Annotated in this window: 24 protein-coding genes; 14 read left to right on the forward strand and 10 right to left on the reverse strand. The window is 62.1% G+C overall.

The window, feature by feature from the left end; genetic code table 11:
• Nucleotides 1-8: 8 nt before the first annotated feature.
• Nucleotides 9-398 carry a RidA family protein gene (locus AZF01_RS16260; RefSeq protein WP_061449772.1) on the reverse strand — a complete coding sequence of 130 codons (390 nt, stop codon included), beginning with the start codon at nt 396-398 and terminating at the stop codon, nt 9-11.
• Between the two features lie 156 nt (nt 399-554).
• Nucleotides 555-1256 (reverse strand): uracil-DNA glycosylase, encoded by a 702-nt coding sequence (gene ung, locus AZF01_RS16265; protein ID WP_061449773.1) that lies wholly within the window; start codon nt 1254-1256, stop codon nt 555-557.
• 133 nt (nt 1257-1389) lie between these two features.
• On the opposite strand from ung, the gene AZF01_RS16270 reads away from it, so the two are divergent.
• The 4 genes from AZF01_RS16270 (at nt 1390) to AZF01_RS16285 (ending at nt 4675) form a co-directional block, all read left to right on the forward strand.
• Nucleotides 1390-1761, forward strand: coding sequence for a DsrE family protein (locus tag AZF01_RS16270; RefSeq protein WP_061449774.1), 372 nt, complete (start codon nt 1390-1392; stop codon nt 1759-1761).
• A 196-nt stretch (nt 1762-1957) separates the two neighbouring features.
• Nucleotides 1958-2938, forward strand: a complete 981-nt coding sequence (locus AZF01_RS16275) for an ABC transporter substrate-binding protein (RefSeq protein WP_061449775.1) — start codon at nt 1958-1960, stop codon at nt 2936-2938.
• A gap of 1 nt (nt 2939) precedes the next feature.
• The gene (locus AZF01_RS16280; protein ID WP_061449776.1) at nt 2940-3878 is read left to right on the forward strand and encodes an ABC transporter permease; all 939 of its coding nucleotides are present in this window, start codon (nt 2940-2942) and stop codon (nt 3876-3878) included.
• A complete protein-coding gene (locus AZF01_RS16285; RefSeq protein WP_061449777.1) occupies nt 3878-4675 on the forward strand; it encodes an ABC transporter ATP-binding protein in 798 nt (265 codons plus the stop codon). Before AZF01_RS16280 ends, AZF01_RS16285 begins: the two co-directional genes overlap by 1 nt.
• 65 nt (nt 4676-4740) lie before the next feature.
• Here the strand turns inward: AZF01_RS16285 and AZF01_RS24735 are convergent, their stop codons facing one another.
• The 5 genes from AZF01_RS24735 to AZF01_RS16315 form a co-directional block, all read right to left on the reverse strand.
• Entirely contained in the window at nt 4741-7335 is a 2595-nt protein-coding gene (locus AZF01_RS24735) for a glycoside hydrolase family 88 protein (protein WP_371260646.1), read from the reverse strand.
• 69 nt (nt 7336-7404) lie between these two features.
• Nucleotides 7405-8679: an ABC transporter substrate-binding protein gene (locus AZF01_RS16300; protein ID WP_371260647.1), complete on the reverse strand. Its 1275-nt coding sequence runs from the start codon at nt 8677-8679 to the stop codon at nt 7405-7407.
• 35 nt (nt 8680-8714) lie between these two features.
• Nucleotides 8715-9827: an ABC transporter ATP-binding protein gene (locus tag AZF01_RS16305; protein WP_061449778.1), complete on the reverse strand. Its 1113-nt coding sequence runs from the start codon at nt 9825-9827 to the stop codon at nt 8715-8717.
• A 5-nt stretch (nt 9828-9832) separates the two neighbouring features.
• Entirely contained in the window at nt 9833-10744 is a 912-nt protein-coding gene (locus AZF01_RS16310; RefSeq protein ID WP_061449779.1) for a carbohydrate ABC transporter permease, read from the reverse strand.
• A gap of 2 nt (nt 10745-10746) precedes the next feature.
• The gene (locus tag AZF01_RS16315) at nt 10747-11631 is read right to left on the reverse strand and encodes a carbohydrate ABC transporter permease (protein WP_061449780.1); all 885 of its coding nucleotides are present in this window, start codon (nt 11629-11631) and stop codon (nt 10747-10749) included.
• Nucleotides 11632-11955: 324 nt separating this feature from the next.
• Between AZF01_RS16315 and AZF01_RS16320 the strand changes: the two genes are divergently transcribed.
• Nucleotides 11956-12873 (forward strand): AraC family transcriptional regulator, encoded by a 918-nt coding sequence (locus AZF01_RS16320; RefSeq protein ID WP_061449781.1) that lies wholly within the window; start codon nt 11956-11958, stop codon nt 12871-12873.
• A gap of 3 nt (nt 12874-12876) precedes the next feature.
• On the opposite strand, the gene AZF01_RS16325 is transcribed toward AZF01_RS16320, so the two are convergent.
• A complete protein-coding gene (locus tag AZF01_RS16325; protein ID WP_061449782.1) occupies nt 12877-13785 on the reverse strand; it encodes a sugar kinase in 909 nt (302 codons plus the stop codon).
• Nucleotides 13782-14483, reverse strand: coding sequence for a GntR family transcriptional regulator (locus AZF01_RS16330; protein WP_061449783.1), 702 nt, complete (start codon nt 14481-14483; stop codon nt 13782-13784). Before AZF01_RS16330 ends, AZF01_RS16325 begins: the two co-directional genes overlap by 4 nt.
• A 101-nt stretch (nt 14484-14584) precedes the next feature.
• Here AZF01_RS16330 and uxaC point away from each other — a divergent pair, with 101 nt between their 5' ends.
• From uxaC to typA, 7 genes are all read left to right on the forward strand, one after another.
• Complete coding sequence (uxaC, locus tag AZF01_RS16335; protein ID WP_061449784.1) at nt 14585-15988, forward strand: glucuronate isomerase; 1404 nt, start codon at nt 14585-14587, stop codon at nt 15986-15988.
• A gap of 370 nt (nt 15989-16358) precedes the next feature.
• Nucleotides 16359-17180, forward strand: a complete 822-nt coding sequence (gene kduI, locus AZF01_RS16340) for a 5-dehydro-4-deoxy-D-glucuronate isomerase (protein WP_061449785.1) — start codon at nt 16359-16361, stop codon at nt 17178-17180.
• Nucleotides 17180-17929 (forward strand): 2-dehydro-3-deoxy-D-gluconate 5-dehydrogenase KduD, encoded by a 750-nt coding sequence (gene kduD / locus AZF01_RS16345; RefSeq protein WP_061449786.1) that lies wholly within the window; start codon nt 17180-17182, stop codon nt 17927-17929. The genes kduI and kduD overlap by 1 nt, the downstream gene beginning before the upstream one ends.
• Nucleotides 17907-19376, forward strand: a complete 1470-nt coding sequence (locus AZF01_RS16350; protein WP_061449787.1) for a mannitol dehydrogenase family protein — start codon at nt 17907-17909, stop codon at nt 19374-19376. The genes kduD and AZF01_RS16350 overlap by 23 nt, the downstream gene beginning before the upstream one ends.
• Nucleotides 19377-19456: 80 nt before the next feature.
• Nucleotides 19457-20986, forward strand: a complete 1530-nt coding sequence (locus AZF01_RS16355) for a UxaA family hydrolase (RefSeq protein WP_371260703.1) — start codon at nt 19457-19459, stop codon at nt 20984-20986.
• Between the two features lie 54 nt (nt 20987-21040).
• The gene (locus AZF01_RS16360; protein WP_061449789.1) at nt 21041-21274 is read left to right on the forward strand and encodes a nucleoside recognition domain-containing protein; all 234 of its coding nucleotides are present in this window, start codon (nt 21041-21043) and stop codon (nt 21272-21274) included.
• Nucleotides 21275-21467: 193 nt separating this feature from the next.
• Nucleotides 21468-23291: a translational GTPase TypA gene (typA, locus tag AZF01_RS16365; RefSeq protein WP_061449790.1), complete on the forward strand. Its 1824-nt coding sequence runs from the start codon at nt 21468-21470 to the stop codon at nt 23289-23291.
• Nucleotides 23292-23340: 49 nt separating this feature from the next.
• Here the strand turns inward: typA and AZF01_RS16370 are convergent, their stop codons facing one another.
• Nucleotides 23341-23742, reverse strand: a complete 402-nt coding sequence (locus tag AZF01_RS16370; protein WP_061449791.1) for a hypothetical protein — start codon at nt 23740-23742, stop codon at nt 23341-23343.
• Nucleotides 23743-23991: 249 nt separating this feature from the next.
• Here AZF01_RS16370 and AZF01_RS16375 point away from each other — a divergent pair, with 249 nt between their 5' ends.
• Nucleotides 23992-24750: an SDR family NAD(P)-dependent oxidoreductase gene (locus AZF01_RS16375; protein ID WP_061449792.1), complete on the forward strand. Its 759-nt coding sequence runs from the start codon at nt 23992-23994 to the stop codon at nt 24748-24750.
• The gene (locus AZF01_RS16380) at nt 24747-25661 is read left to right on the forward strand and encodes an NAD(P)-dependent oxidoreductase (RefSeq protein ID WP_061449793.1); all 915 of its coding nucleotides are present in this window, start codon (nt 24747-24749) and stop codon (nt 25659-25661) included. The genes AZF01_RS16375 and AZF01_RS16380 overlap by 4 nt, the downstream gene beginning before the upstream one ends.
• Nucleotides 25662-25708: the final 47 nt, after the last annotated feature.

A 25708-nucleotide genomic window follows, 5' to 3' on the forward strand; every position in this document is an offset into this window, starting at 1 on the left:
AGAGCAGATTACGGCAGCTTGGCCGCCGTGACCTCGACCTCGACCAGAAATTCCGCGCGGGTGAAGCCGGAGACGATCAGCAGGGTCGACACCGGCATGGGATCGGAGATGTAGCGGTCGCGGACATCCATATAGGCCGGAAAATCCTCGCGCGTCGTCACGTAGCCGGTAATGCGGATCACATCCTCAAACCCCATATCGGCTGCCGCCAGGATTTTCCCGATCGCCTGGAAGCAGAGCTCCGTCTGCGCGCTGACCGAGCGCGGAATGGCCTCGTCCTGCCCGATGCCGAGCTGGCCGGAGGTGACCAGAAGGCCGGCGCCCGGCGGCACGTAGAGGCCGTGGCTGTAATTGCCGAAAGGCTTGCGAACGCCGTCAGGGTTGATGCTCTTCTTCATGTGAAACCGCCTCGTGAAAAACTGTCAAACCGCATGGCCGCACAAGGACCCGGCTGTCAAGCAGCCGTAAGCCCGGACCGAGCGATAATGTAGAGGCCGCGGCGAAAAATATAAGGCGGCACGGCGCATAATCCCCGATATTCCCGCCCTGCCCTCTTATTCGTCCGCCGGATCCTCCGGCAATTGCCAGTCCACCGGTTCCATGCCCTGCTCCAGAAGGAACTGGTTGGCTTTGGAAAAATGGCGACATCCGAAAAAACCGTTATGGGCGGAGAGCGGCGAGGGATGCGGCGCCTTCAGCACCAGATGCCGTGACCTGTCCACAAAGGAGGCCTTTTTCTGCGCATAGGCGCCCCAGAGCATGAACACCACATGGGGGCATTCGTCATTGACCGCGCGGATGACGGCGTCGGTGAATTGCTCCCAGCCCTTGCCGCGATGGGAGGCAGCCGCCGCCTGGCGCACGGTGAGAACGGAATTCAACAGCAGCACGCCCTGGCGCGCCCAGTGTTCGAGAAAGCCGTGATTGACCTTCTGGAACCCGACATCGGTAGCCAGTTCCTTGTAGATATTGACCAGTGACGGCGGCACGCGCACGCCCGGCTGCACGGAGAAACAGAGCCCGTGGGCCTGTCCCGGGCCATGATAGGGATCCTGCCCGAGAATGACGATACGCACGTTTTCAAGCGGCGTCAGGTCGAGCGCGCGGAAATACTCGCTCCCCTTCGGGAAAACGGTCTGTCCGGCACGCTTCTCCTCCACCAGAAAGGAGCGGAGTTCGGCCATATAGGCGCTCTCGAATTCCGGCTTGAGTTTCCCCCGCCAGCCGTCCTCAAGCCTGATCTCGCTCTCTGCCATCGCACCCTGTCCTTTCTCAGATGCTCTCCTTGTTATCCCCACCGTCGCGACGATGCAATTCTCTGCGAAAATGTCACACTTGCACGCACATTACCGCGTATTAGGTTTGGAACGACAAAGGAGGACCTTTAAAATGCAGCCAACCGCTTTCGTATCGACACTCTTCGACGGCAAATCCAACCCGAACAAGGTCACGGTCGCCTTCACCATGGCAGTCAACGCCCTTGCCAAGGGGCACAGCGCCACCATGATCCTGATGGCCGAGGCCGTGGAACTCGGCCGTCCCGGCGCCACCGAAGGCATGGCGATCGGCGCGCCGTTCGATCCCGTCCCCGATCTTCTGGCACGGTTTCGCGAGGCCGGCGGCAGGATCGCCATCTGCGGCGCCTGCATGAAGCATAACGGCTTCACCGCGGAAGACATGGACCCGGAATTCGAGATCATCACCGCCCCCGACGTGATCGATCTTCTCATGAATGCGGAAGGCTCCCTGCAGATCACCTGACGCCTCGCCCCGAATGGCGGGATCCCCTTCTCCGCAGCCTCTCCGGCGAGCGGGCCAATCGTCATGGCTGCATCAAATAAAGTCGCCGACGACATGGTTCCGGCGTTGACCGGCGCTTTGCGCCGGGCCAAACTGCCGCGCGTGATCCGAGCGCGCGAAAAGCCGCGCGAGAACAATCCTGACAGGGGGTTTCGAAATGCTCAACTTCAAGAAGGCGGTGCTGGCCACCGCCGCCGTGGCCGCGATTGCGGGTTTTTCCGCGCCGGCGCTGGCGCAGGACAGCGACGAAAAGACGGTCGCCATCACCTATATCGTCGAACATCCCGCCCTTGACGCCGTGCGCGAGGGCATTATCGAGAGCCTCGCCGAAAAGGGCTATACCGAAGGCGACAACCTCACCGTTGTCGCCCGCTCCGCCCAGGGCAACATGACGACGCAGACCCAGATCGCCTCCGAGTTCGCAGGCCTCAAGCCCGATGTCGCGGTCGGCATTTCCACGCCGTCCGCCCAGGCGCTGAAGAATTCGATGGGCGATGCCCCGGTCGTCTTCGCCGCCGTGACCGATCCGGTCGCCGCCGGCCTCGTCGAAAATCCGGAACACCCGGAAGCCAACATCACCGGCACCTCCGACAAGCAGCCGCCGAAGCCGGCGCTGGAGCTGATCCAGACGCTGGTGCCCGGCGTCAAGACCATCGGCGTCATCTACAATCCGGGCGAAGCCAACTCGGTGGTTCAGGTGGACGAGATCAAGGCGGCCGCCGGCGAACTCGGCCTCGAAGTCGTCGACAGCCCCGCCGCCCAGTCGACCATGGTGCCGGACGCGGCGCGCAACCTCGTCGGCAAGGCCGATGCGATCCTGCTGCCGACCGACAATTCGGTGATCTCGGTGCTTGAGGCCATCATCACCGTCGGCGAGCGCGCCAAACTCCCGGTCTTCACCACGGATACGGATTCCGTCGAGCGCGGCGCGGTTGCGGCCCTTGGCTTCAACTATGCCGAAATGGGCAAGGTCACCGGCGACATGGTTGCCGAAATCCTCGCCGGCAAATCCCCGTCGGAAATCGCCGTCGTCGTGCCCGGCAACCAGGACCTGTTCCTCAACATGAAGGCTGCCGAAGCCATGGGCATCACGGTTCCCGACAGCGTCAAGGACAGCGCCAAGAAGGTCATCGAATAATATGACGCTTTTTGCTCTCGCCGGGGCGTTTGAGACCGGCTTGCTCTTCGCCCTCGTGGCGTTGAGCATCTTTATGTCCTTTCGGGTTCTCGACTTTCCCGATCTGACGGTGGACGGGAGTTTCCCCTTGGGCGCGGCGGTTTCCGCCGCCGCCATCGTCAACGGCATCGATCCGTTCATCGCAACATTCTTCGGCATGCTCGCAGGCGCCGCAGCCGGTTTCGTGACCGGCCTCTTGAACGTGCGCTTCGGCATCATGAACCTGCTCGCCGGCATCCTGTCGATGGTGGCGCTCTTCTCCGTCAATCTGCGCATCATGGGCAGGCCCAACCTGCCGGTCTACGGTCAGGACACCGTGTTCTCGCGCTTCGAAAGCGTGGTCGATGCCGGGCTGTGGAGCAATACGATCCTGCTTCTGATCATCGCCATCGGCGCCAAGCTGATTGTCGACTGGTTCCTGAAGACCGAGATCGGCCTCGGCCTTCGGGCATCCGGCGAAAACCCTGCCATGGCCGAGGCCCAGGGCATCCGAAACGGCGCGATGACACTGCTCGGCATGTCGATCGCCAATGCGCTCTGCGCGCTCGGCGGTTCGCTCTTTGCCCAGATGCAGGGGGTGGCCGACGTGACCATGGGCGTCGGCACCATCGTCACCGGGCTGGCGGCACTGATTATCGGCGAGGCGATCCTCGGCCGGCGCACGGTGTTTCTGGCCACGCTCGGCTGCGTCATCGGCGCGGTCGTCTATCGCCTGTTCATTGCGCTTGCGCTTTCCGCCGGCTTTATCGGCATCCGCCCGCAGGACCTCAACCTGATCACCGCCGTCGTCGTCGCCGTCGCCGTGGTTCTCTCCCAGAGGCGGGGCAAGCGCGGCCGCAAGCAGCTCTTCAATTTCAAGCTGGTGCGCGGCGCCCAGCAAAATGATGAGGGGCAGGACTGATGCTTTCCCTTTCCGATATCCGCCTCACCTTCAATCCGGGCACGGCAACGGAAGTCAAGGCGCTGCGCAACGTCTCGATGCAGATCGACGAGGGCGAATTCGTCACCGTGATCGGCTCCAACGGCGCCGGAAAATCGACGCTTCTTTCGACCGTCGTCGGCACGGTGAAGCCGGATGAGGGCACGGTGAAGCTCGACGGGCTCGATGTGACCGACTGGCCGGCCGCCAAACGCGCACGCTATGTCGGCCGGGTGTTCCAGGAACCGCGTCTCGGCACCTGCTCGTCACTGTCAATCGAGGAGAACCTGGCGCTGGCCGCCGCCCGCGGCAAGAAGCGCGGTCTCGGCCTTGCCCTTGGCCGCAAGGGCCAGAAGGCGATGTTTGCAGAACATCTGGAAAAACTCGGCCTTGGCCTCGAACACCGCATGGGCACGCCGATCGGCGCGCTGTCGGGCGGCCAACGCCAGGCCGTCAGCCTGTTGATGGCAACGCTGCTGCCGATGAAGATCCTGGTCCTGGACGAACACACGGCAGCGCTCGATCCGTCCGCCGCCCACAAGGTGCTGACGCTTTCGGCCGAGATCGCCGAGGAGCGCAAGCTGACGACGCTGATGGTGACCCATTCGATGCGTGACGCGCTGGCTTATGGCAGCCGCACGCTGATGATGAATGCCGGCCGGATCGTCCTCGACATCAAGGGCGAGGAACGCTCGAGGCTCAGGGTCTCCGACCTGCTGGAACGTTTCGGCCGCGCCGCCGGCACGGAGATCGACGACGACCAGTTGGTTCTGGCGTAAGTCACAAAAAAGGCGGCTGACCTTTCGGCCAGCCGCCGGCCTCGGGAGGAAGGCTTTTCCCGTCTTCAGGAGCGGGCCAGGAGCTCCGCAAAACCCATCATGAACGGGCCGACGCCCTTGATATCGTCGGGATTGATCGCCTCGGTCAGGTAATAGCCCGGCGTGCCATCGCGATACTGGCCGTTGAAACCGCCGAGACCGGCGACGCAGACGATGGCTCCGAGCACGCGGCGGCCATCGGCATCGACCTCGAACGCATTCTTGTATAGCGCCTCGAAGGCCTTGCGACCGATAGCGGCGCCGGCGCCGAGGCGAAGCCTGTCAGCCTTCAGATACGCATAGGCGAACATGGCCGTTGCCGAACTTTCTGCATAATTTCCCCCGAGATCCGGACGATCCGGGACCTGCAGCCAGCGGCCATCGGCCGTCCTCAGCGCGGCGAGCCGTTCGGCAAGGGCCGCCCACCGGACGACGATCGCATCGCGTTTTTCACCTTCCGGCAGGCATTCGATGAGATCGACCATGGCCATGGCCGCCCAGCCGATGGCGCGTGACCAGTGGGCCGGCGACTGGCCGGTGTCGGGGTTGGCCCAAGGCTGTGCCTTTGCGGAATCATAGGCGTGGCGATAAAGACGGCTGTCGGCATCATAGGTGAGTTCGAGCCCCGCCAGCAATTCGTCGGCGGCCTCGGCGACCAGGTCCGGCCTGTCGAAGGCAAGACCGTATTCCGCCTTGAACGGCAGGCCCATATAGAGACCGTCGAGCCAGACCTGTTCGGGATAGCGATGCTTGTGCCAGTGCGGCCCTTCCTTGACGCGCGGATGATCCGCCAACTGCGCGACCAGCCGATCGGCGGCCTTGCGGTAGCGCGGATCGTCGGTGCGCCGCGCCAGCCACACCAGGGCTCGGCCGGACAAAATGTTGTCGATATTGAAATCCTCGGCCGCGTAGCCGTTCATCACGCCGTCTTCATCGACCTGCGCGCTGACGTGGCGGACGAGATGATCGAACCAGCGCACTTCGCCGGTCGCCTCGTAAAGCGCGATCAGCCCGCGATAGAGGCAGCCATCCTCATAGCAGAGCGCCCCGCCCTTATAGGCGCGATAGTCGGCGGCATATTCGTCGCAATAGCGCAGAAGCGCCTGACGGTAATAGGGCTCTTCCGCCCCTTCCCTGACGAAAACGACATTCCTGGCGGTAACGGCCGCGTTCTCGGCAATGATGCCGCCATGGCGCACCGAGTCGATATGGCAGGCCATGACCGGCGGCTGGGCCTCGGCGTCCGGCGCATAGGAGACGGTATAGTCCTCGATCGTTACATTCTCGATCGGCATTTCCGGCAGGCCGTAAAAGGCGGCAGCGGCGGTGTGGACATTGCGCGCGACGATGCGGCGGAAGGTGATGTCCGACATGCGCGGCGTCACCGCGCTGGCAGGGTGCGGATCGCGCGATTGCACATAATCCGACTTGCCGTCGGCGTCGCAGAAATAGAAGGCGTTCATCACAAAGGGGCTGACGACATTGTCCATGTCGCAATCCTCAACCAGGATGCGGGAAACGAAGCCGCCGCGTCCGCGCCGGGTCTTTACGCGAAGGCCGCGATCCGTATCGCGCATCTCGCAGCGCGCCACGGTGACGCCGGAAACCGTGCCGCTCATTTCCGAGCCGATGACGACGCCGCCATGGCCGCATTCCATGAAGCAGTTTTCGATGCGGATATTGCGCGTCGGGCCGTCGAGACCGCCTTTCGGATCGCGCTTGCCCGCCTTGATGGCGATGCAGTCGTCGCCGACGGAGAAGCGGATGCCGCGCATGCGGACATTTTCGCAGCATTCCGGATCGAAGCCATCGGTGTTGGGTGAATCGGGGTCACTCTCGATCTTCACATCGGCAACGAGCATGTCGCGTGTAAAGACCGGGTGGACCATCCAGGCCGGGGAGTTGCGGACGGTGACGCCGGTGACCGTGACATGTTCGCAGCGGTTGAGGAACAGGCTGCGCGGACGGCGCGCGCCATTGCGGGTTTCCTTGTGCCAGCTCCACCAGTCGCCGCGGTCACCGCCGGCATCGATGACGCCCCCGCCGACAATGGCAATGCCGGACGCGTTGACGGCGGTCAGCAGGCTGGCGTAGCAGGCCTCTGCCACGCCTTCCCAGGTGCCGAGCACGCGGCCGTCTTCGTCACGGGCGGGCAGGATCGGGTACTGGTCGCGGTCGGCAATGCCATAAAGCACGGCGCCGGCATCGAGCTGCAACGTCAGGCCGGATTTCAGGAAAAGCGGGCCGCTCTTCCACACACCCGGACCGAAACGGAGCGTCGCGCCCTCGGGCAGGCCATCGATCGCCTTCTGCAGCGCGGGGGCATTGTTTTCCGATTGCAGGCTTGCGCCGCAGGCGGCAACATCGACGAATGCGCTTTCGTTTCCTGTCACGAAATCGAAGACTTCTCCGCCCGCAACCAGACGATAGGCGGTGTGCGGCTCAAGGCCGTTGATCGAGAACACCGTGCGCTCGCTCACGCCTTCGGCCACCGTTTCATCGGTGCTCTCCATTGCAAGCCGCCAGGAAACGGGCGCCTTGAGGAAATATTTGTTCTCGCCGGAAAAGACAGCAAAGGTCACCGTCCTCGCCGAGACAGCGAGCAGCTCGATGGCAGTCATCACAATCGTCCAAAAAGGATTTGGGAAAGAGGGGGCGGCGGCAAGAAGCGCCGCCCCCGGAAGGCTTGGTTAGTTGCGGACGCGGTCCAGCACGTCGTTGACATTGTAGATGATGTCATCGGCGGCCGTTTCGGCGTCGATCTGGCCATAGGCGAACTCTTCGAGCGTATCGCCGATCGCCGAGGCGATCTGCGGATGCTCGAAATAGGGGGAGATCGTCGGACCGGTCGCATCCAGAATGATCTGGTGCGCGTCGATCTGTTCCTGCTCGATGGCGCCGGCAGAAGTCAGCTGATCGAACGCCTTTTTGGAAGCCGGAATGCCGCGGGTCGTTCCGAGAATGTCGATCGCGCCCTCGTCGTTCAGGAGGCAATTGACAACTTCGGCGGCCGCTTCCTGATTGTCGGAATTGCGCGAGATCGAAAACAGCATGGACGGCTTGCGGTAGACGCCGTCATTGGTGGCGCCTTCGGCCAGCAGGATCTTGGAAGGAACCAGAACCTGGCCTTCCTGCAGCGGGTCGGAAATCTTGAAATAGACCGTATCCCACTGATAGGTGCCGGCGATATGGCCATCGGCCCAGGCCGGGTTTTCATGCAGGACAAGATTGCCGCCGGCCGCGACCTTCGGCCAGGGGATGATCACGCCTTCGTCTGTGTAACGCTTGTACATGTCCAGCGCGTCGACCAGTTCATCCATGGAGTAATTGAACTCGAGCGTGTCCGGATCGATCATCGTCTTGCCGGTCTTCTGGGTGAGATAGGCCGTCATCAGAAGACGGGCGTCGAGGCCGTCCGTGCCTGTCGCCTCATAGGGATAGTAGTCGTCGCCGAGCTTTTCCTTGAACACCTTGCCGGCTTCCTCGAGTTCCGCCCAGGTCGTCGGGATCGAGAGACCTGCCTTCTCGAAGGTCGTCTGGTTGAACCATGGCAAACGGCCGGTTATCGACAACGGCAGGCCCTGCAGGTGGCCGTTCACGGTCGAGGTTGCGAGTTCCCCCTCGGTCCACTGCGTGAGGTCGATCGTGTCGGAGAACTCATTGAGATCGGCAAAGCCTTCGCCGTTCGGTGTGAACAGCGGCAGCCAGGGCCAGTTGATCTGCATGATGTCGGCTTCGGTGCCGCCGGCAAGCTGGGTGGTGATCTTCTCCTGGTGACCGGACCAGCCGGTGAATTCCGGAGAAATGCTGTGGCCAAGCTTTTCGCCGCAATATTTCAGCGCTTCCTGGGTTGCAAGGTGACGGCTGTCGCCGCCCCACCAGGACATGCGAAGATCGGCGGCATTGGCTGCCGTCAGCGATGTTGCAGCCATCAGGCCGGCGAGAATTGTCAGTTTCATGGTCATATTTTCCTCCCTTTGAAAAAGACGGTTTCGAAGAACTATGCCGACAGCGAGATGTTTTCGCCGGTGCGGCGGTGGAAGATGTGCAGCGCGTCTTCCTGCGGCATGATGCGGATGGCATCATCGCGCAGATATTGACGCTCGATGCCCGTTGCCGGGACGACGACGATGAAGGACTGGTCCTCGACGGTGATGTAGAGGTAGACCTCGTGGCCCATGAACTCGACATGGGAGATGCGGCCGAGCAGCCCTTCTTCGGCATTCTGATCCACCACTGTGAAGTGCTGCGGACGAACACCGAAGGTGACCTCGCTCGGGGCATCCTTGTCGATGCGGGCGCGGGCCTTGTCGTCGATGGTAAAGGTCTGCGTGCCGATCCTGAGCTTGTTGCCGTCGACCAGCGTCGCATCACCGATATTCATTTCCGGCGATCCGATGAAGCCTGCGACAAAGGCATTGGCCGGCTTGCGGTAAAGCGTGAAGGGATCGGCGACCTGCATGATCCGGCCTTCCTTCATCACGCAGATGCGGTTGCCCATGGTCATGGCTTCCGTCTGGTCGTGCGTGACGTAGACAACGGTCGAATGCATGCCTTCTGCCAGCAACTGCTTGTGCAGGTCGGTGATGCGCACGCGCATGGAGGCCCTGAGCTTGGCATCGAGGTTCGACAGCGGTTCGTCGAACAGGAAGACCTGCGGCTTCTTGATCAGCGCGCGGCCTACGGCAACGCGCTGGGCCTGACCGCCGGAAAGCTGCTTCGGCAGGCGCTCCAGATAGTCCTCGATCTCGAGAATATGCGAGACTTCCTCGGTGGAGGCGGCAATCTCCGCCTTTGGCGCATGCTTGAGACGCAGGCCGAAGGAGAGATTGTTCTTCACCTTCATATGCGGATAGAGCGCATAGTTCTGAAACACCATCGCGATGCCGCGCTGGCCCGGGGGCTTGTCGTTGACGAGATCGTCGCCGATGCGGATCTCACCGCCGGTGATGCGCTCCAGACCGGCGATCATCCTGAGCGTCGTCGATTTGGCGCAGCCGGACGGGCCGACCAGCACCATGAACTCGCCATCCTCGATTTCCAGGTCGATGCCGTGGACGGCCTTGAACTTGCCGTAGACCTTTTCGAGACTTTTCAGCTGAACTCTGGCCATGGTTGTTATCCTTTGACTCCGCCAGCGGAGATACCTTCGATGAAATATTTCTGCGCCATGAAGAACACGACGAGGGCGGGCGTGATCGCGAGCACCGACATGGAGAGGATCTTGTTCCAGGCGAATGCCTCGGTGGTGTCGATCGACAGTTTGAGGGCCAGGGAGACCGGGTATTTGTCGACGGAGGACAGGTAGATCAACGGCCCGAGGAAGTCGTTCATCGTCCACATGAACTGGAACAGGCAGACCGAGATGAGGGCCGGCGTGAGCAGCGGTACGACGATGAAGAGCAGGGCCTGCCAGCTCGAGGCGCCGTCGACGCGCGCGGCCTCTTCCATGTCGCGTGGGATGGCGCGCAGGAACTGGACCAGCATGAAGACGAAGAACGCGTCACCGGCAAGCGCGGAGGGCACCCACAGCGGCAGGAAACTATCGAGCCAGCCGAATTCCCTGAACAGCAGATACTGCGGAATGCGAGTGACGACGTTGGGCAGGAGCAGGATCGCGATCAGCGACGCGAACAGCACCTTCTTGCCGGGGAACTCGAACCGGGCGAAGCCGTAGGCAACAGCGGTGGCCGAGATCGCGGTCCCGATCATCTTCGGGATCAGGATCAGGAAGGTATTGAGGAAGAACCGGCCGAACGTATAGGGCGTCGAGGTCTTCCAGCCTTCGATATAGCCGCTGACGGTCGGATGGGTCGGCCAGAAGCCGGCGCTCGCGAACATTTCGGCATTGGTCTTGAACGATGCGCCGATCAGCCAGATCAGCGGGTAGAGCATGATCAGGCCGACCGCGAACAGGATCACGTAGCGGATGATCGACGAGATCAGGACTTTGCGCTGTTCGCGCTTTCGGGCGCGGATGGCTTCCAGATCGCGGGCGGAGAGCATGCTCGACAAGGTTTGCTCTGTCATGATCAGCTCCTCTTGTCGCCGGCGTAGTAGACCCAATGGCGCGATGACCAGAAGGCGATCAGCGTCAGGACCATGATGATGGCGAACATGACCCAGGCAATGGCCGAGGCATATCCCATGCGGAAGTTCTTGAAGGCCTCGTCATAGATGTAGAGCGGCAGCAGATAGGTGGATTTCAGCGGACCGCCGCCGGTGATGATGTAGGGGCCGTTGAATTCCTGGAAGGCCTGCACCGTCTGCATGATGAGGTTGAAGAAGATCACCGGCGTGATCAGCGGCAGGGTGATGAAGAAGAAGGTCTTCCACTTGCCGGCGCCGTCTATGGCGGCAGCCTCGTAGAGTGAATTGTCGACGCTCTGAAGGGCGGCCAGGAAGATCACCATTGCCGAGCCAAATTGCCACAGACGCAGCAGCGTGATGGTGAACAGCGCGTTATTGGGATCGCCGAACCAGTTGACGCCCTGAAGGCCGATGCTTTCCAGCATCATGTTGATCAGCCCGACATCGGCGAAGAGATAGCGCCACAAAACCGCGATCGCGACCGAACCGCCGAGGATCGACGGGACATAGAAGGCCGTGCGGAAGAAGTTGATGAACTTCAGCTTGTAGTTCAGGATCACCGCGATGAAGAGCGCAAAGGCGAGCTTCAGCGGCACCGTCGAGAACACGTAGATCAGCGTGACCGACAGCGACTTGTTGAAGGTGCGGTCATGGGTGAACAGACGGATATAATTCTTCAGGCCGACGAAATGCGGCGAACTCATCAGCGAGTAGTCGGTGAACGACAACACGAATGACGCAAGAAATGGCACTGCAGTGAAAAGCAGCAGGCCGATGATATATGGGGACAGATAGGCGAGCCCCATGAAACGATTTTCACCGCTCATGACCGCGTTCCCGTTTGTTGGTTCCGGCAGGCGCGGCTGTCCCGTGGGAGCGCATCGCCACGGCCTGTCCGCCGTCAAGGCGGTGAGCTGAGGGCGTGCGTAAGGGCAGCCGACCCCGAAGGGCAGCACGGAAATTGTTGTGTTCTGATTTGTGCATGGCGCTAAGGCGCAGGCGAGGGATCAACCCTACAGGGTCTTGCTTTTTCCCATACGAGCGACATCCTCCCAGATGTGTAATGATGCGATACGCCTTTATTTCGGCGCTTCCACCGTTCATAATCATGCTTGGCCAATAATTTGGAATAGAGGGTTTCGGACAAAAGGATGGATAAAATCGAAGGTGGGGTTCTTGACGGTCTTGCGGTTAACGCCCTCAATCTGACGCTGACCCGTTCGACCATCAGGATGCTGCACACCTCGACCTGGACCGCCGACAAGGTCAACAAGGTCCACGACCTCGTCATCTGCCTGACGGGCAGGGCCGAATACGAGATCGCCGGGGAAAGCTTCCAGATGAAACCGGGCCGCGCCATGCTGATTCCGGCCGGAGAACGCTTCATCGGGCGCTCCACATCGGACGAACTCTATACGGGCGTCGCCCAGCATTTCCGGGCCGAGGTCTTCGGCCGCATGGACCTGTTCGAACAGATGGACTGCCGGCTCTGGGTCGACCTGCCGCGCTGGGAGATGATCGCGCCCCTGGCACGCCACTATCGCGAGACGGCGCCGCTGTCGTCCACCACCTTTGCCCAGCACCACATCTTCATGGTTCTGCTGATCGAGTTCATCGAAGCCGCCTTCATCCGCTGGCGACCGCAGAAGGACGTCGCCGTCAACAATCCGGACAGCCTCTCGCTCTCGGTCATGGTCGCGGCATCGCAGATCGCCGCCGATCCCCTGAGCCCGGAAACGGTCGACCGCGTTCTCGGCTCGATCCCCTACAATCAGGATTATTTTCGCCGCGAGTTCAAGAAGCAGGTTGGCCTCACACCGCCGAAATATCAGGAGTTCAAGAGGATGGAGCGGGCCATGGCCCTGCTGGCCAGCGGCCAGACCGTGAAACAGGCCTCCGCCTTCGTCGGCTATGATGACAGCTATTATTTTTCAAGGATGTTCAAGCGCTATATCGGCGTCAGCCCGGCTGGCTACAAAATGCTGAACAAGCGCCACCAGGAGGGCGCCTTCCCCCGCGGCGAGGAGGACGGCATGGCCGTCTTCCCCCTTTTGCGGCAAGCAGAATGACCATCAGACGGCGACGAGCGCCCCGCGCGCGCCGATCACCCGGGCCGAAAGCGCCGAACCCTTGGCCAGCGCCTCAACCAGCGGCGTTCCGGTCATCAGGGCCGCGATCAGCCCGGCATTGAAACTGTCGCCGGCCGCCGTCGTATCCACGACATTTTCCGAAGGCGTCGGCTTGAACGTGACCGGACCTTCCGCTTCATCCTCCGCATGAATGGTGCCGGCGCCGTTCTTGACGATCACCGTCTTCACCCCGGCCGCCCGGTAGCGGGCGATCGTGGCTTCGGGGCTTTCATCGCCGAACACCGCGCCGTCCTCGTCGAAGGAGGGCAGCACGATGTCGCTGACGCCGGCCGCCTCCATGATGGTCTCCGCCATGACCTCGCGCGAGGGCCAGAGACGCGCGCGCATGTTGGGATCGAAGGCGATGACCGTGCCCGCGGCGCGCGCTTCGGCCAGCAGGTCAAGCAGTGTGCGGCGATGCTCTTCATTGACCACGGCCATGGTGATGCCCGAGAACAGCACGAGCCCCCTGCCCGCAAGCGCCTTTCCCAGCGCCCCGGGGTCCTCTGCCAGAAGCTTTGCGGCCGACTGTCCGCGCCAGTAGGAAAAGCTGCGCTCGCCGTTCTTCAGCGCGATCATGTAGAGCCCGACAGTGCGTTCCTCGATCCGGCGCACCGAGGCCGTGCCGACGCCGGCCTTTTCCATGAAGGTCAGCATCTCGTCGGAAACCGTATCTGTTCCCGCTCCGGTGAAATAATCGACGGTGAACTCATCCGGCAGCGTGCGGGCGAGATACCAGGCGGAATTGAAGGTGTCGCCGGCAAAGCCGCGGGTATAGGCGCCGTCTTCGCGCGGGGCCATCTCGACCATGCATTCGCCGATGCACAGGATAGTCTTGGGGAGGTTTTTCATTCGTCTTCCATTTCGAAAAAAGCCGGATGCGAGACGTTGATACGCTCGACGATCTTGGCGATCTGCGACAAATGCTCCCGCATGGCCGAAACGGCCGCCTCCACGTCATGCGCCTCGATCGCGTGCAGTATCCCGGCATGTTCGTTGAGTGCGCTTGTCGCGCCGAAGGACAGGCTGAGATACCGCACACGGTCCATATGCGCCTTGTGGTCGCGAATCAATGCCCAGGCGTCGCCATGGCCGGAAAGCTCGCAGATCTGTTTGTGGAACTCGTCGTCGAGGGCGTGAAAGCCGGCCTTGTCGCCGGCGCGGATGGCGGCGTCCTGTTCGGCGATGTTGGCCCGCAGCATATCGGCGTCTTCCTGCGTGCAGCACCGGGCGGCGGCCTCCGCGGTCGCAAGTTCGAGGGCGCTGCGGATGAAATGCGCCTGCATCACGGCCCGCTTCGAGATATGGGTGACCAGCGTCGCCCGCTGCGGTCGAATCAGCAGGAAGCCCTGCTGCGAGAGCCGGTAGAAGGCGTCGCGCACGGGCTGGCGCGAGACGCCGAGAACCCGCGCGACCTCGACCTCGGAAAGCTTGGAGCCCGGCGACAACTCGTTCTCGATGACCTGACGATAAAGATGGGCATAGACCAGGTCGGTCACGGTCGGCTGGCGGGCCTGATCCAGCGCTCCGGTTTTTAATTTCCCGACCATTCATTCCTCCCATTGACAGGTTTCGCATACTAACATATTAGTTTTCTGAAGAAATGCAATCGTGCATTCCATCAGAAAAACCCGATGCGGGAGACGAAGAGATGCTGAACAAGGACCGGCTTTTTCCGATCGAACCGAAGACGCGGGACCTGGCGCGCGCGCTTTACAATGAAATCAGCACGCTGCCGATTGTCAGCCCGCACGGCCACACCGACCCTCGCTGGTACGCGGAAAACGAGCCCTTTCCCGATCCGGCTCAGCTGTTCGTGGTGCCGGACCACTATGTTTTCCGCATGCTTTGCTCGCAAGGGGTGAAGCTGACCGATCTGGGCGTGCCGCGGGTAGACGGCGGCGAGACAGAAACCGACAGCCGCAAGATCTGGCGCCTCTTCGCCGAGAACTTCTACCTTCTGCGCGGCACGCCGAGCCGCGGCTGGCTGGAACATTCCTTCGAACATGTTTTCGGCCTCACAAAGCGCTTCGGCCCCGAAACCGCCGATGAGTTCTACGACCATATCGACGAATGCCTGCAGAAGCCGGAATTCCGCCCGCGCGCCCTGTTCGAACGCTTCAACATCGAAGTGATCGCCACCACGGAAAGCCCGCTCGATGACCTGAAATGGCACGCGATGATCAAGGATTCCGGCTGGACCGGCGGCAAGGTAGTCACCGCCTATCGCCCCGATCCGGTCGTGGACCCCGATTTCGAAGGCTTTGCCGAGAACGTCGAAAAATTCGGTGAGCTGACCGGCGTCGACGCCACCAAATACGACAATTATCTGGAGGCACACCGCATCCGCCGCGCCTTTTTCAAGCAATATGGCGCCACCTCGACCGACCACGGCCATCCGACCGCGCGCACCGAGGACCTGTCGCGCTCCGATGCCAAGGCGCTGTTCAAGAAGGCGCTGAAGGGTGAATGCACGGCCGAGGAAGCCGACGCCTTCCGCGGCCATATGCTGACCGAAATGGCCCGCATGAGCGTCGAGGACGGCCTGGTGCTGCAGATCCATCCGGGCTCGACCCGCAACCATTCGGCCGAAGTCATGGCCCGCCACGGCCGCGACAAGGGCTTCGATATTCCCTCGCAGACCAATTATGTCGAGGCGCTGCGTCCGCTGCTCAATGCCGTGGGCATGGAGCCGGACCTGACGATCGTGCTGTTCACGCTCGACGAGACCGCCTATTCGCGCGAACTGGCGCCGCTTGCCGGCGTCTACCCGGCGCTCCGGCTCGGCCCGGCCTGGTGGTTCCACGACAGCCCCGAGGGCATGCGCCGCTACCGTGAAATGGTCACGGAAACGGCAGGCTTCTACAATACGGTCGGCTTCAACGACGACACGCGCGCCTTCTGCTCGATCCCCGCGCGCCACGATGTCGCCCGCCGCGTCGACTGCGCCTTCCTGGCGACCCTGGTCGCCACCGGCCGCCTCGATGAAGACGAGGCCCCGGAAGTCGCGCGCGACTTGACCTACAATTTGGTCAAGCGCGCTTACAGGCTGTAGAAATTGCCGATTTCAAGCGGAAGGAGGGCCTTGTGAAACGCTTGAATGAGTCTGGAATAAATGCCGCGCCTTTCTCCCCGGCGCGGCCGCCCTATGTCTAGGCCGGATGCCGGAGTCCAGATCACTGCCCGTTCCATTTGGCGGCGATCTCTGTCCTCTTCCGGCGACCGGCGTTTGCGCTTTGCGTGTTTTTGCAGTCAGAGCGTGTGCACTGAAAGGCCGGTCAGGAAAAATCCGCCTCTCGCCGAAAACCGGCGGGGGTGTCACCGGCGAGGCCCCAGCCTTGGTCCCAAAAGCTGACGGAGGCATGGAGACCGACGCCCTCACGTCCCGAACGTGAAGTCTTTTCAATGAAGTGAAGGAGAATAAGATGTTGAATATCGAAATTCGCCACGCGATCGATCCGGTCACGGCGAGCACGTTCGACACGAGCGAACTGCGCGAACATTTCCAGACAAGCAACCTTTTCGTTCCCGGTGAAATCAATCTCATCTACACCCATTACGACCGCATGATCGTCGGCGGCGCCTGCCCGGCAGACGGCCCGCTGGAACTCGATCACGTCGCGCCCTGCGGCACCGTCTCGATCCTCGACCGTCGCGAGATGACGATCGTGAAGCTCGGCGGCCCCGGAAAGGTGACCTGCGATGCGGAATACGACATGGTCCACGGCGACATGCTCTATCTCGGCATGGGGGCCGGCAAGATCACATTTTCCGGTGAGGGCCGCTTCTACATTCTTTCCGCACCGGCGCACCAGACCTATCCGTCGCGCCTGATCAAGATCGCCGAAGCGGCGAATGTGACGCTGGGGGCTGCAGAAAACTGCAACGAGCGTACGATCTATCAGTTCGTCCATCCCGACGTGATGAAATCCTGCCAGCTCGTTGTCGGCATGACCAAGCTGCAGAAGGGCTCGATCTGGAACACCATGCCGGCCCACGTTCACGACCGCCGTTCGGAAGCCTACCTCTACATCGACCTCGATGAGAATGCCCGCGTGTTCCACATGATGGGCGAGCCCGACGAGACCCGCCATCTCGTTCTGAAGAACGAGGAAGGCGCGCTGTCACCGCCCTGGTCGATCCATTGCGGCGCTGGAACGTCGAACTACACCTTCATCTGGGCCATGGCCGGCGACAATGTCGACTACAAGGATGTCGAAATGGTATCCATGGAGACGCTGAAGTAATGGCTCTTTCTTTCTCTCTCGAAGGCAAGCGCGCGCTGGTGACAGGCGCCAACACCGGTATCGGCCAGGGCATCGCCATTGCCCTTGGCGAGGCCGGTGCGGAGGTGTTGTGCACCAGCCGCAGCGACAGCGACGAGACGGTGAAGATCATCAAGGACGCCGGCGGCAAGGCCGTCAGCGAGATCCTCGATCTTTCCGATCCGATGAACGGCAAGAGATTCATCGAAGGTTACGACAAACCGATCGATATTCTGGTCAACAATGCGGGTCTCATCCGCCGCGACGATGCCGTCGACTTCTCGGAGCAAGACTGGGACGAGGTCATGGACATGAACGTCAAGGCGGTGTTCTTCACCTGCCAGGGCTTTGCAAAGAAAGTCCTCGAACGCGCAGGCACCGGCAAGATCATCAACATCGCCTCGATGCTGTCATTCCAGGGCGGCATTCGCGTTCCCTCCTACACCGCGTCGAAAAGCGGCGTGGCCGGCATCACCAAGCTGATGTGCAACGAGTGGGCGGCCAAGGGCATCAATGTCAACGCGATCGCGCCGGGCTACATCGCCACGAACAACACTGCCGCACTGCGCGCCGACGAAGCACGCTCTGCGGAAATTCTCGGCCGGATTCCGGCCAATCGCTGGGGCGACCCGGCTGACCTGGGCGGCACGGCCGTCTTTCTTGCTTCGTCTGCCGCTGATTATATCAACGGGGCGATCCTTAATGTCGATGGAGGGTGGCTTGCCCGCTAAAGCCGAAAGCCTTCCCCGGTTGAAACGTCCGGACGTCCCGCGTCCGGGCTCGGGGATTGTGCATCTGGGCCTGGGAGCGTTCTATCGCTCCCACGGCGCCATTTATATCTATGAAGCAATGCAAGAATCCGGCGGCGACTGGGGCATTGTCGGCGTCAATCTGATGACGCCGCCGAAACAGCGCGAGATCTTCGAGCCGCAGGGCTTTGCCTACACGGCCGTCTCGCTCGCGCCCGAGGGCATCGAGCCGCAGGTGATCCCTGTGCTGAACGATGTGCTTGATGCTCCCGATGATCCGGAAGCCGTCCTGACGCTGATGGCCGATCCGAAGATCAAGATCGTCACCTCGACGGTGACCGAGAAGGGCTATTGCCATTTCCCGTCGACCGGCAAGCTCAACCGCGAACACCCCTTCATCCTCGAAGACCTGAAGGACGAAAACAGGCCGAAATCGGCGCTCGGCTACATCGTCCGCGCGCTCGACCGCCGCCGCAAGGCAGGCCACCGGCCGTTCACGGTGATGAGCTCCGACAACCTGCCGAACAACGGCCATGTCGTCCACGCCGTCGTCGTCGAACTCGCTGGCATGATCGATCCCGAATTGCAGGCCTGGATCGAAAAGGAAGTCACCTTCCCCTGCACCATGATCGACCGTATCGTTCCGGCCACCAAGCCGGAAGACATCGAGCGCGTCGCGGAACTGACCGGCGTCTACGACCCCGTTCCGGTGATGCACGAGCCCTTTCGCCAGTGGGTCGTCGAGGACAAATTCGTTGACGGGGAACGTCCCGATATCGGCGCTGTCGGCGCCCAGCTTGTCGATGATGTGACCCCGTTCGAGCACATGAAGCTCAGATGCCTCAACGGCACGCATTCCTCGATTTCCTATCTTGGCTATCTGGCCGGCAAGGAAACGATCTACGACACGGTCTCGGACACGGTTTTTGCGGCCTACTGCAAATTCCTCTGGGAAAAGGAAATCATTCCGGCCGTCGACGCGCCGCCCGGGGTGAGCCTGACGGACTACACGGCAGCCCTGTTCGAACGCTATTCCAACCCGTCGATCCGCCACCTGACCTGGCAGATCGCCATGGACGGCTCGCAGAAACTGCCGCAGCGCATTCTCGAGACGGTTCAGGAAGGCCTCGACGCCGGCCGGCCGGTTCCGGGCCTCTCGCTCGCGATCGCAGCCTGGATGCGTTACGTCGGCGGCGTCGACGAGCGCGGCAACCCGATCGACGTGCGCGACCCGCTCGCCGAGAGGCTCAAGGCGCTGTCGGACGCGGGTGCAACCCCGCGCGACAAGGTCACCGCACTGATCGGCGTTTCCGACGTGTTCCCCAAGACGCTTCAGGACAACAAGGACTTCGTTGAAGGCCTCGTCGCCGCCTATGAAGGCCTTGTGGAAAAAGGCGCCCGCGCCATGGCCGAAGCGGCCGTGAAATAGGCAAGCGCCGGGCGTCGCTCGTCTGCGGCGGCGCCCGGACCAATGCAGTTGTCCCGGGGAGCACCCGGTCGGGAGGTATTATCGTGGCTGATCTCTGTCTCAAACTCCACCCCAAGGACACGGTGTCCATCCTCGCCGGGCGCGCCGACACGGGTGATACGCCGCTTGGCTTCGGCGTGCCGCTCGACAAGCCGGTGACCCGTGGGCACAAGATCGCCAATACCGACATTCCCGAAGGCGGCGGCATTCTCAAGTTCGGCCAGTTGATCGGCTATGCCACGCGCGACATCAAGGCCGGCGAACACGTCCATGTGCACAATTGCACCTTCGGCGACCATGGCCGCGACTACGAGATCGGCGCCGATCTGGAAACGGCGAAGGCCGGCATCCCCGCCGTCGTGCCCCGCACCTTCATGGGCTATCGCCGCGCCGACGGCTCCGCCGGCACGCGCAATTATATCGCGATCTGCGGCACGGTGAACTGTTCGGCGACGGTGATCCGCCGCGCCGCCGACATCATCAACCATTCCGGCATTCTCGATAACTATCCGCATGTCGACGGCGTTGCCGCCTTTGCCCATGGCACCGGCTGCGGCATGGCCAATTCCGGCCCCGGCTTCGACAACCTGCAGCGCGTTCTCTGGGGCTATGCGACGCATCCGAATGTCGGCGCCGCGCTTTTCGTCGGCCTTGGCTGCGAGCAGATGCAGCTTGCCCGCATGCGCGAGATCCATGGCGAGATGGACGAAAGCCGTTTCTTCATGATGACCATCCAGGAAAACGGCGGCACGCAGAGGTCGATCGACAAGATCGTCGACCACATCAAGGAACTCCTGCCGAAGGTCGATGAGGCCCGCCGAGTTGAAATTCCGGTTTCCGAGTTGAAGCTTGCCCTGCAATGCGGCGGTTCCGACGGCTTTTCCGGCATTACCGCCAATCCCGCGCTCGGCATCGCCTCCGACCTTCTCGTCGGCATGGGCGGCACTGTGGTTCTCTCCGAAACGCCGGAAATCTACGGCGCCGAGCAGCTACTCCTGCGCCGCGCGGCAAGCAAGGAGGTCGCCGAAAAGCTGCTCGCCCGCATCAAATGGTGGGAAGAATATACCGAAGCCAATCACGGCTCGATGGACAACAATCCCTCCCCCGGCAACAAGCAGGGCGGATTGACCACCATTCTGGAAAAATCGCTCGGCGCGGTCGCGAAAGCCGGCAGCACGCCGTTGATGGACGTTCTCGAATATGGCGAGCAGATCCGCGAGAAGGGCCTCCTGTTCATGGATACGCCCGGATACGACCCGGTCTCGGCCACCGGCCAGATCGCCGGCGGGGCTCAAATCCTCTGCTTCACAACGGGACGCGGCTCGGCCTTCGGTTCCAAGCCGACGCCGACGGTGAAGGTCGCGACCAACTCCGCGCTGTTCGCCTCCATGCCGGACGACATGGATCTCAATTGCGGCGACATTCTTTCCGACGGCGCCGACCTTCACAAGAAGGGCGAGGAACTGCTCGACTACCTGATTGCCACGGCCTCGGGGCAGAAGACCAAGTCGGAGGCGCTCGGCCTCGGCGACAATGAATTCGTGCCGTGGCAGGTCGGCGCCACGATGTAATCCGACCGTAAGTCGCCTTTCGAAACGGGCCGGAAGCCGTAAGGTTTCCGGCCCATGTCGTCCGGCCTCGTCGCTCACCAGATCGCCGTCTCGGTCTCGCCGGCGGCCGCCTATTCCTTCTGCCTGTTCTGCCTGCTCTACACGCCCTGCCTGACGACGGTGGCCACCGTGAAGGCCGAAAGCCGGTCCTGGGGCTTCATGACCTTCTCGCTTGTCTTTTCGCTCCTCTATGCCTGGGTGATCGCCTTCCTGTTCAATCAGGGCGCCCTGCTTCTGGGCTTCGACTAGGGTGCGCAAGCATGCCCCGAAAGCCGCCGGAGGCGTCACCGCGGGCCGCCGCAAAGCCCTGCCACAAAACATTCTCTTTCGTTTTCGTCAAAAAATGTGTAAGAGCGCGGCAAGTGTAACAGGCGCCTCCCAATTGGCAGCGGTCCTCCCGCCGTTGCGACATGCCCGCGCCCAGCCCCAGAGATCGATAAAAATGGCACTTCGCAATATCGCGATCATCGCGCACGTTGACCATGGCAAGACGACGCTCGTTGACGAGCTCCTTAAGCAGTCCGGCGCATTCCGCGAAAACCAGCGCGTCGATGAGCGCGTGATGGACAGCAATGACCTCGAGAAGGAACGCGGCATCACCATTCTTGCCAAGGCAACCTCGGTTGTCTGGAAGGATACCCGCATCAACATCGTCGACACCCCCGGCCACGCCGATTTCGGCGGCGAGGTCGAGCGCATCCTCTCCATGGTGGACGGCGCGATCGTGCTGGTGGACGCCGCCGAAGGCCCGATGCCGCAGACCAAATTCGTGGTCGGCAAGGCGCTGAAGGTCGGCCTGAAACCGATCGTCGCCATCAACAAGATCGACCGCCCGGATGCCCGCGCCGATGAAGTCGTCAACGAGGTCTTCGACCTGTTTGCGGCGCTTGATGCCACCGACGAACAGCTCGATTTCCACATTCTCTACGGCTCCGGTCGCGCCGGCTGGATGAACACCGCGCCGGAAGGCCCGCAGGACCAGGGCCTCGGCCCGTTGCTCGACCTCGTCGTCGACCATGTGCCGGCCCCGAAGGTTGCGGAAGGTCCGTTCAAGATGATCGGCACGCTGCTGGAAGCCAATCCCTATCTCGGCCGCATCATTACCGGCCGCGTGTTCTCCGGTTCGATCAAGCCGAACCAGCCGGTCAAGGTCCTCTCCCAGGACGGCAAGACGGTTGAGACCGGCCGCGTGTCAAAAATCCTCGCCTTCCGCGGCATCGAGCGCCAGCCGATCGAGGAAGCCCAGGCGGGCGACATCATCGCCATTGCCGGCCTTTCCAAGGGCACGGTTGCCGACACGTTCTGCGACCCGTCCGTGACCGAGCCGCTTCAGGCCCAGCCGATCGACCCGCCGACGGTCACCATGTCCTTCATCGTCAATGACAGTCCGCTTGCCGGCACCGAGGGCGACAAGGTGACGAGCCGCGTCATCCGCGACCGCCTGCTGAAAGAGGCGGAAGGCAATGTCGCGCTGAAGATCGAGGAAGCCGAGGGCAAGGATTCGTTTTATGTTTCCGGTCGCGGCGAACTGCAGCTCGCCGTCCTGATCGAGACCATGCGCCGCGAAGGCTTCGAGATTGCCGTTTCGCGTCCGCGCGTCGTCATGCACAAGGACGCGGAAACCGGCCAGTTGATGGAGCCGGTCGAGGAAGTCGTCATCGACGTCGATGAGGAACATTCCGGCATCGTCGTGCAGAAGATGGCCGAGCGCAAGGGCGAAATGGTCGAACTGCGCCCGTCGGGTGGCGACCGCGTGCGCCTGCGTTTCTTTGCACCGACCCGTGGCCTGATCGGCTACCAGTCCGAGCTTCTGACCGATACACGCGGCACGGCGATCATGAACCGCCTGTTCCACGACTACCAGCCCTTCAAGGGCGAGATCGGCGGCCGCAACCAGGGCGTCCTGCTGTCCAACCAGGCGGGCGAGGCCGTGGCCTACGCGATGTTCAACCTCGAGGATCGCGGCCCGATGATCATCGAGCCCGGCGACAAGGTCTATGCCGGCATGATTGTTGGCATCCATACCCGCGACAACGACCTCGAGGTCAACGTCCTGAAGGGCAAGCAGCTCACCAACATACGCTCCGCCGGCAAGGACGAAGCCGTCAAGCTGACCCCGCCGATCAAGATGACGCTCGACCGGGCGCTCTCCTGGATCCAGGACGACGAACTGATGGAAGTCACGCCGAAATCGATCCGCCTCAGAAAGATGTATCTCGACTCCAACGAGCGCAAGCGTTTTGAGAAGACCCGCGCTGCGGGCTGATCAGGCGATCAGCATGTGATGACGAAAAGGCGACCCGTTGCGGTCGCCTTTATTTTTGGAAAGAGAACCAGAAAACATAACCGCTCGCCGCGACCGTCCAGACATCAAAAACGAGCATCGGCCATTTGAGCGTAGGCCTGATCCACATCCATTGAGGCAGTCCAATCTCGGCGACCTTTCTCTTCATGCAGCCTCTGACATCGATGCCTCCTGCCAATGCGATACAGCCGAACGCAAAGAAGAAAATGGTGAACTTGGTGGTCGCATACAGCGCCATCGCGCACATCATTGCGATAACGAAAGAGACCGCGCGGTTCGGCGAAATAACGTCTTTGGATCCGAAGGGAACATAAAAGGGCGGAAGCCCCATCGCGACCTGGCAAGAGACGATAAAATAGACGAAGGCTGCGGAAGAAAACGCGACGTTAGCCTGAGAAAGAAGGGGCATCATGCACACAAGGGTTCCCAAAAAAAGGTCGTGAAGGGCGAGTCGCGACAATCGCGTGGATCGGTTCACGATGATTGGCAGCGTCCGCCTTGCTCGTCTTTGTCATGAATTTCCCCCCAATTCCTGGCCGCCCGGCGATTTGGCACAAAAACCACTGGCCTGCCGATCATAAGTTCTGCATAGTGGTATTATGTACCATTTTACTGATGGTCGGACTCTGTTCAATCCGCTGGGAGGAAAGTTTTGAAGAGAATGATGAGAAGAACCGCGCTGGTGACAGGCGCGGCCGACGGACTGGGCGCGGCAATCGCGGCACGGCTTGCAAGCGAGGGGGCGCGCATCGGCATCATCGACCGCTCCGAAGAGGCTATTGAAAAGGCGCGCCAGAGCGAGCGCCTGGCCTCCGCCGTCTTCATCGCCGGCGACCTGACCGATGGTGACGACATCGCCAGGATGATGGCCGATTTTGCCGCGCGGGACATGGTCTTCGACATCCTCGTCAACAATGCCGGCGGCTCGCTGCACACCCCGCGCGCCTTCCTGGAGGAGACGGACGAGGACTGGGACCGGGTCATGACGCTCAATGTCACGGCGGCCGTCAGGGTCAGCCGCCATGTGCTGCCTGGCATGATTTCGGCCGGTTTCGGCCGGGTGATCAATCTTGGCTCCAAGGCCGGACGCTACGGCAGCCTGTTCACCGGCGCCAATTATGTCGCCGCCAAGGGCGCCATCCAGTCGATGACGCTCCAGATGGCGCAGGAGTTCGGGCCGATGGGCATTACCTGCAACGCCGTCTGCCCCGGCGCTATTTCCACGCCACGCGTGGAACGGCTGCTCAATGAGCGCATGACGCCGGAAGAGCGCCGGCGCGCGCTCGAAGGCGTGCCGGTGCGCCGCCATGGCCGCGTGGAGGACGTGGCTGCCGCCGTCGCCTTCTTCGCTTCCGACGAGGCGGGCTTCATCACCGGCCAGTTGCTCGACGTCAACGGCGGACAGGGCATGGCATCATGAGCGGCATCGACAAGACCCCGCATGCGCCACTCAAGGTTCTGGTCACCGGCGGCACCGGGTTTCTCGGCCAGGCGCTGACGACTGCGCTTGCCGCACGCGGCGACAAGGTCGCCGTTCTCGACCTGAAACTTCCGTCCGAGACGATGCGCATCCCCAGCGTCAGCTATGTGGAGGGCGATATTACCAAGCCATCCTCGGTCGAAGGGACGATCGCGCGCTTCGGCATCGAGGCGATCCTGCATCTTGCCGCCCTCGTCATCCCCGCCTGCCGGGCTAATCCGGCGCTCGGCGCCCAGGTCAATGTCGTCGGCCATATCAACATTATGGAGGCGGCGCTGAAGACAGGCATTTCCCGCATCGTCTACGCGAGTTCGCTTGCCGCGCGACCGCGCGGCCCTTTCGCCTCGCCGGTCAATCTCTATGGCGCGTTCAAGCACTGCTGCGAGGAGATCTCCAAGGTCTATTTCCTCGACCACGGCCTCGGCTCGGTGGGCCTGAGGCCGCATGTAGTCTACGGTCCGGGCAGGATAAGCGGCGAGACCGCGGCGATCACGCTCGCCATGCGCGCAGCGGCCCGCGGAGAGCCCTACGAGATTCCGTTTTCCGGAAAGATGTGCTTCCAGCATATCGACGAGGTGGCCGAGATCTTCCTGCGCTCGCTCGACCGGCCGGCGCCGGCGCCGATCGTCAGCGACCTGACCACGGCCATCGGCTCCAGCGAGGATGTGGCAGAGGCGATCCGGACGGTGGTGCCGGAGGCGCGGATCACCGTTGCCGACCGGCCCCGGCCGATGCCGGACGCGCTCGACAACGCGCCGCTGCGCGATTTTCTCGGCAGCTGGAACGCCGTTTCCCTTGCCGAAGGCACTCGCCGTACCATTGAGGCCTTTCGCGCGACCGCCGATAGCTGATAGACATAAGGTCGCGCGGCGAAAAAAACGCCGTGCGGACAATGTCG

Source organism: Martelella sp. AD-3 (assembly GCF_001578105.1).
Lineage (GTDB): Bacteria > Pseudomonadota > Alphaproteobacteria > Rhizobiales > Rhizobiaceae > Martelella.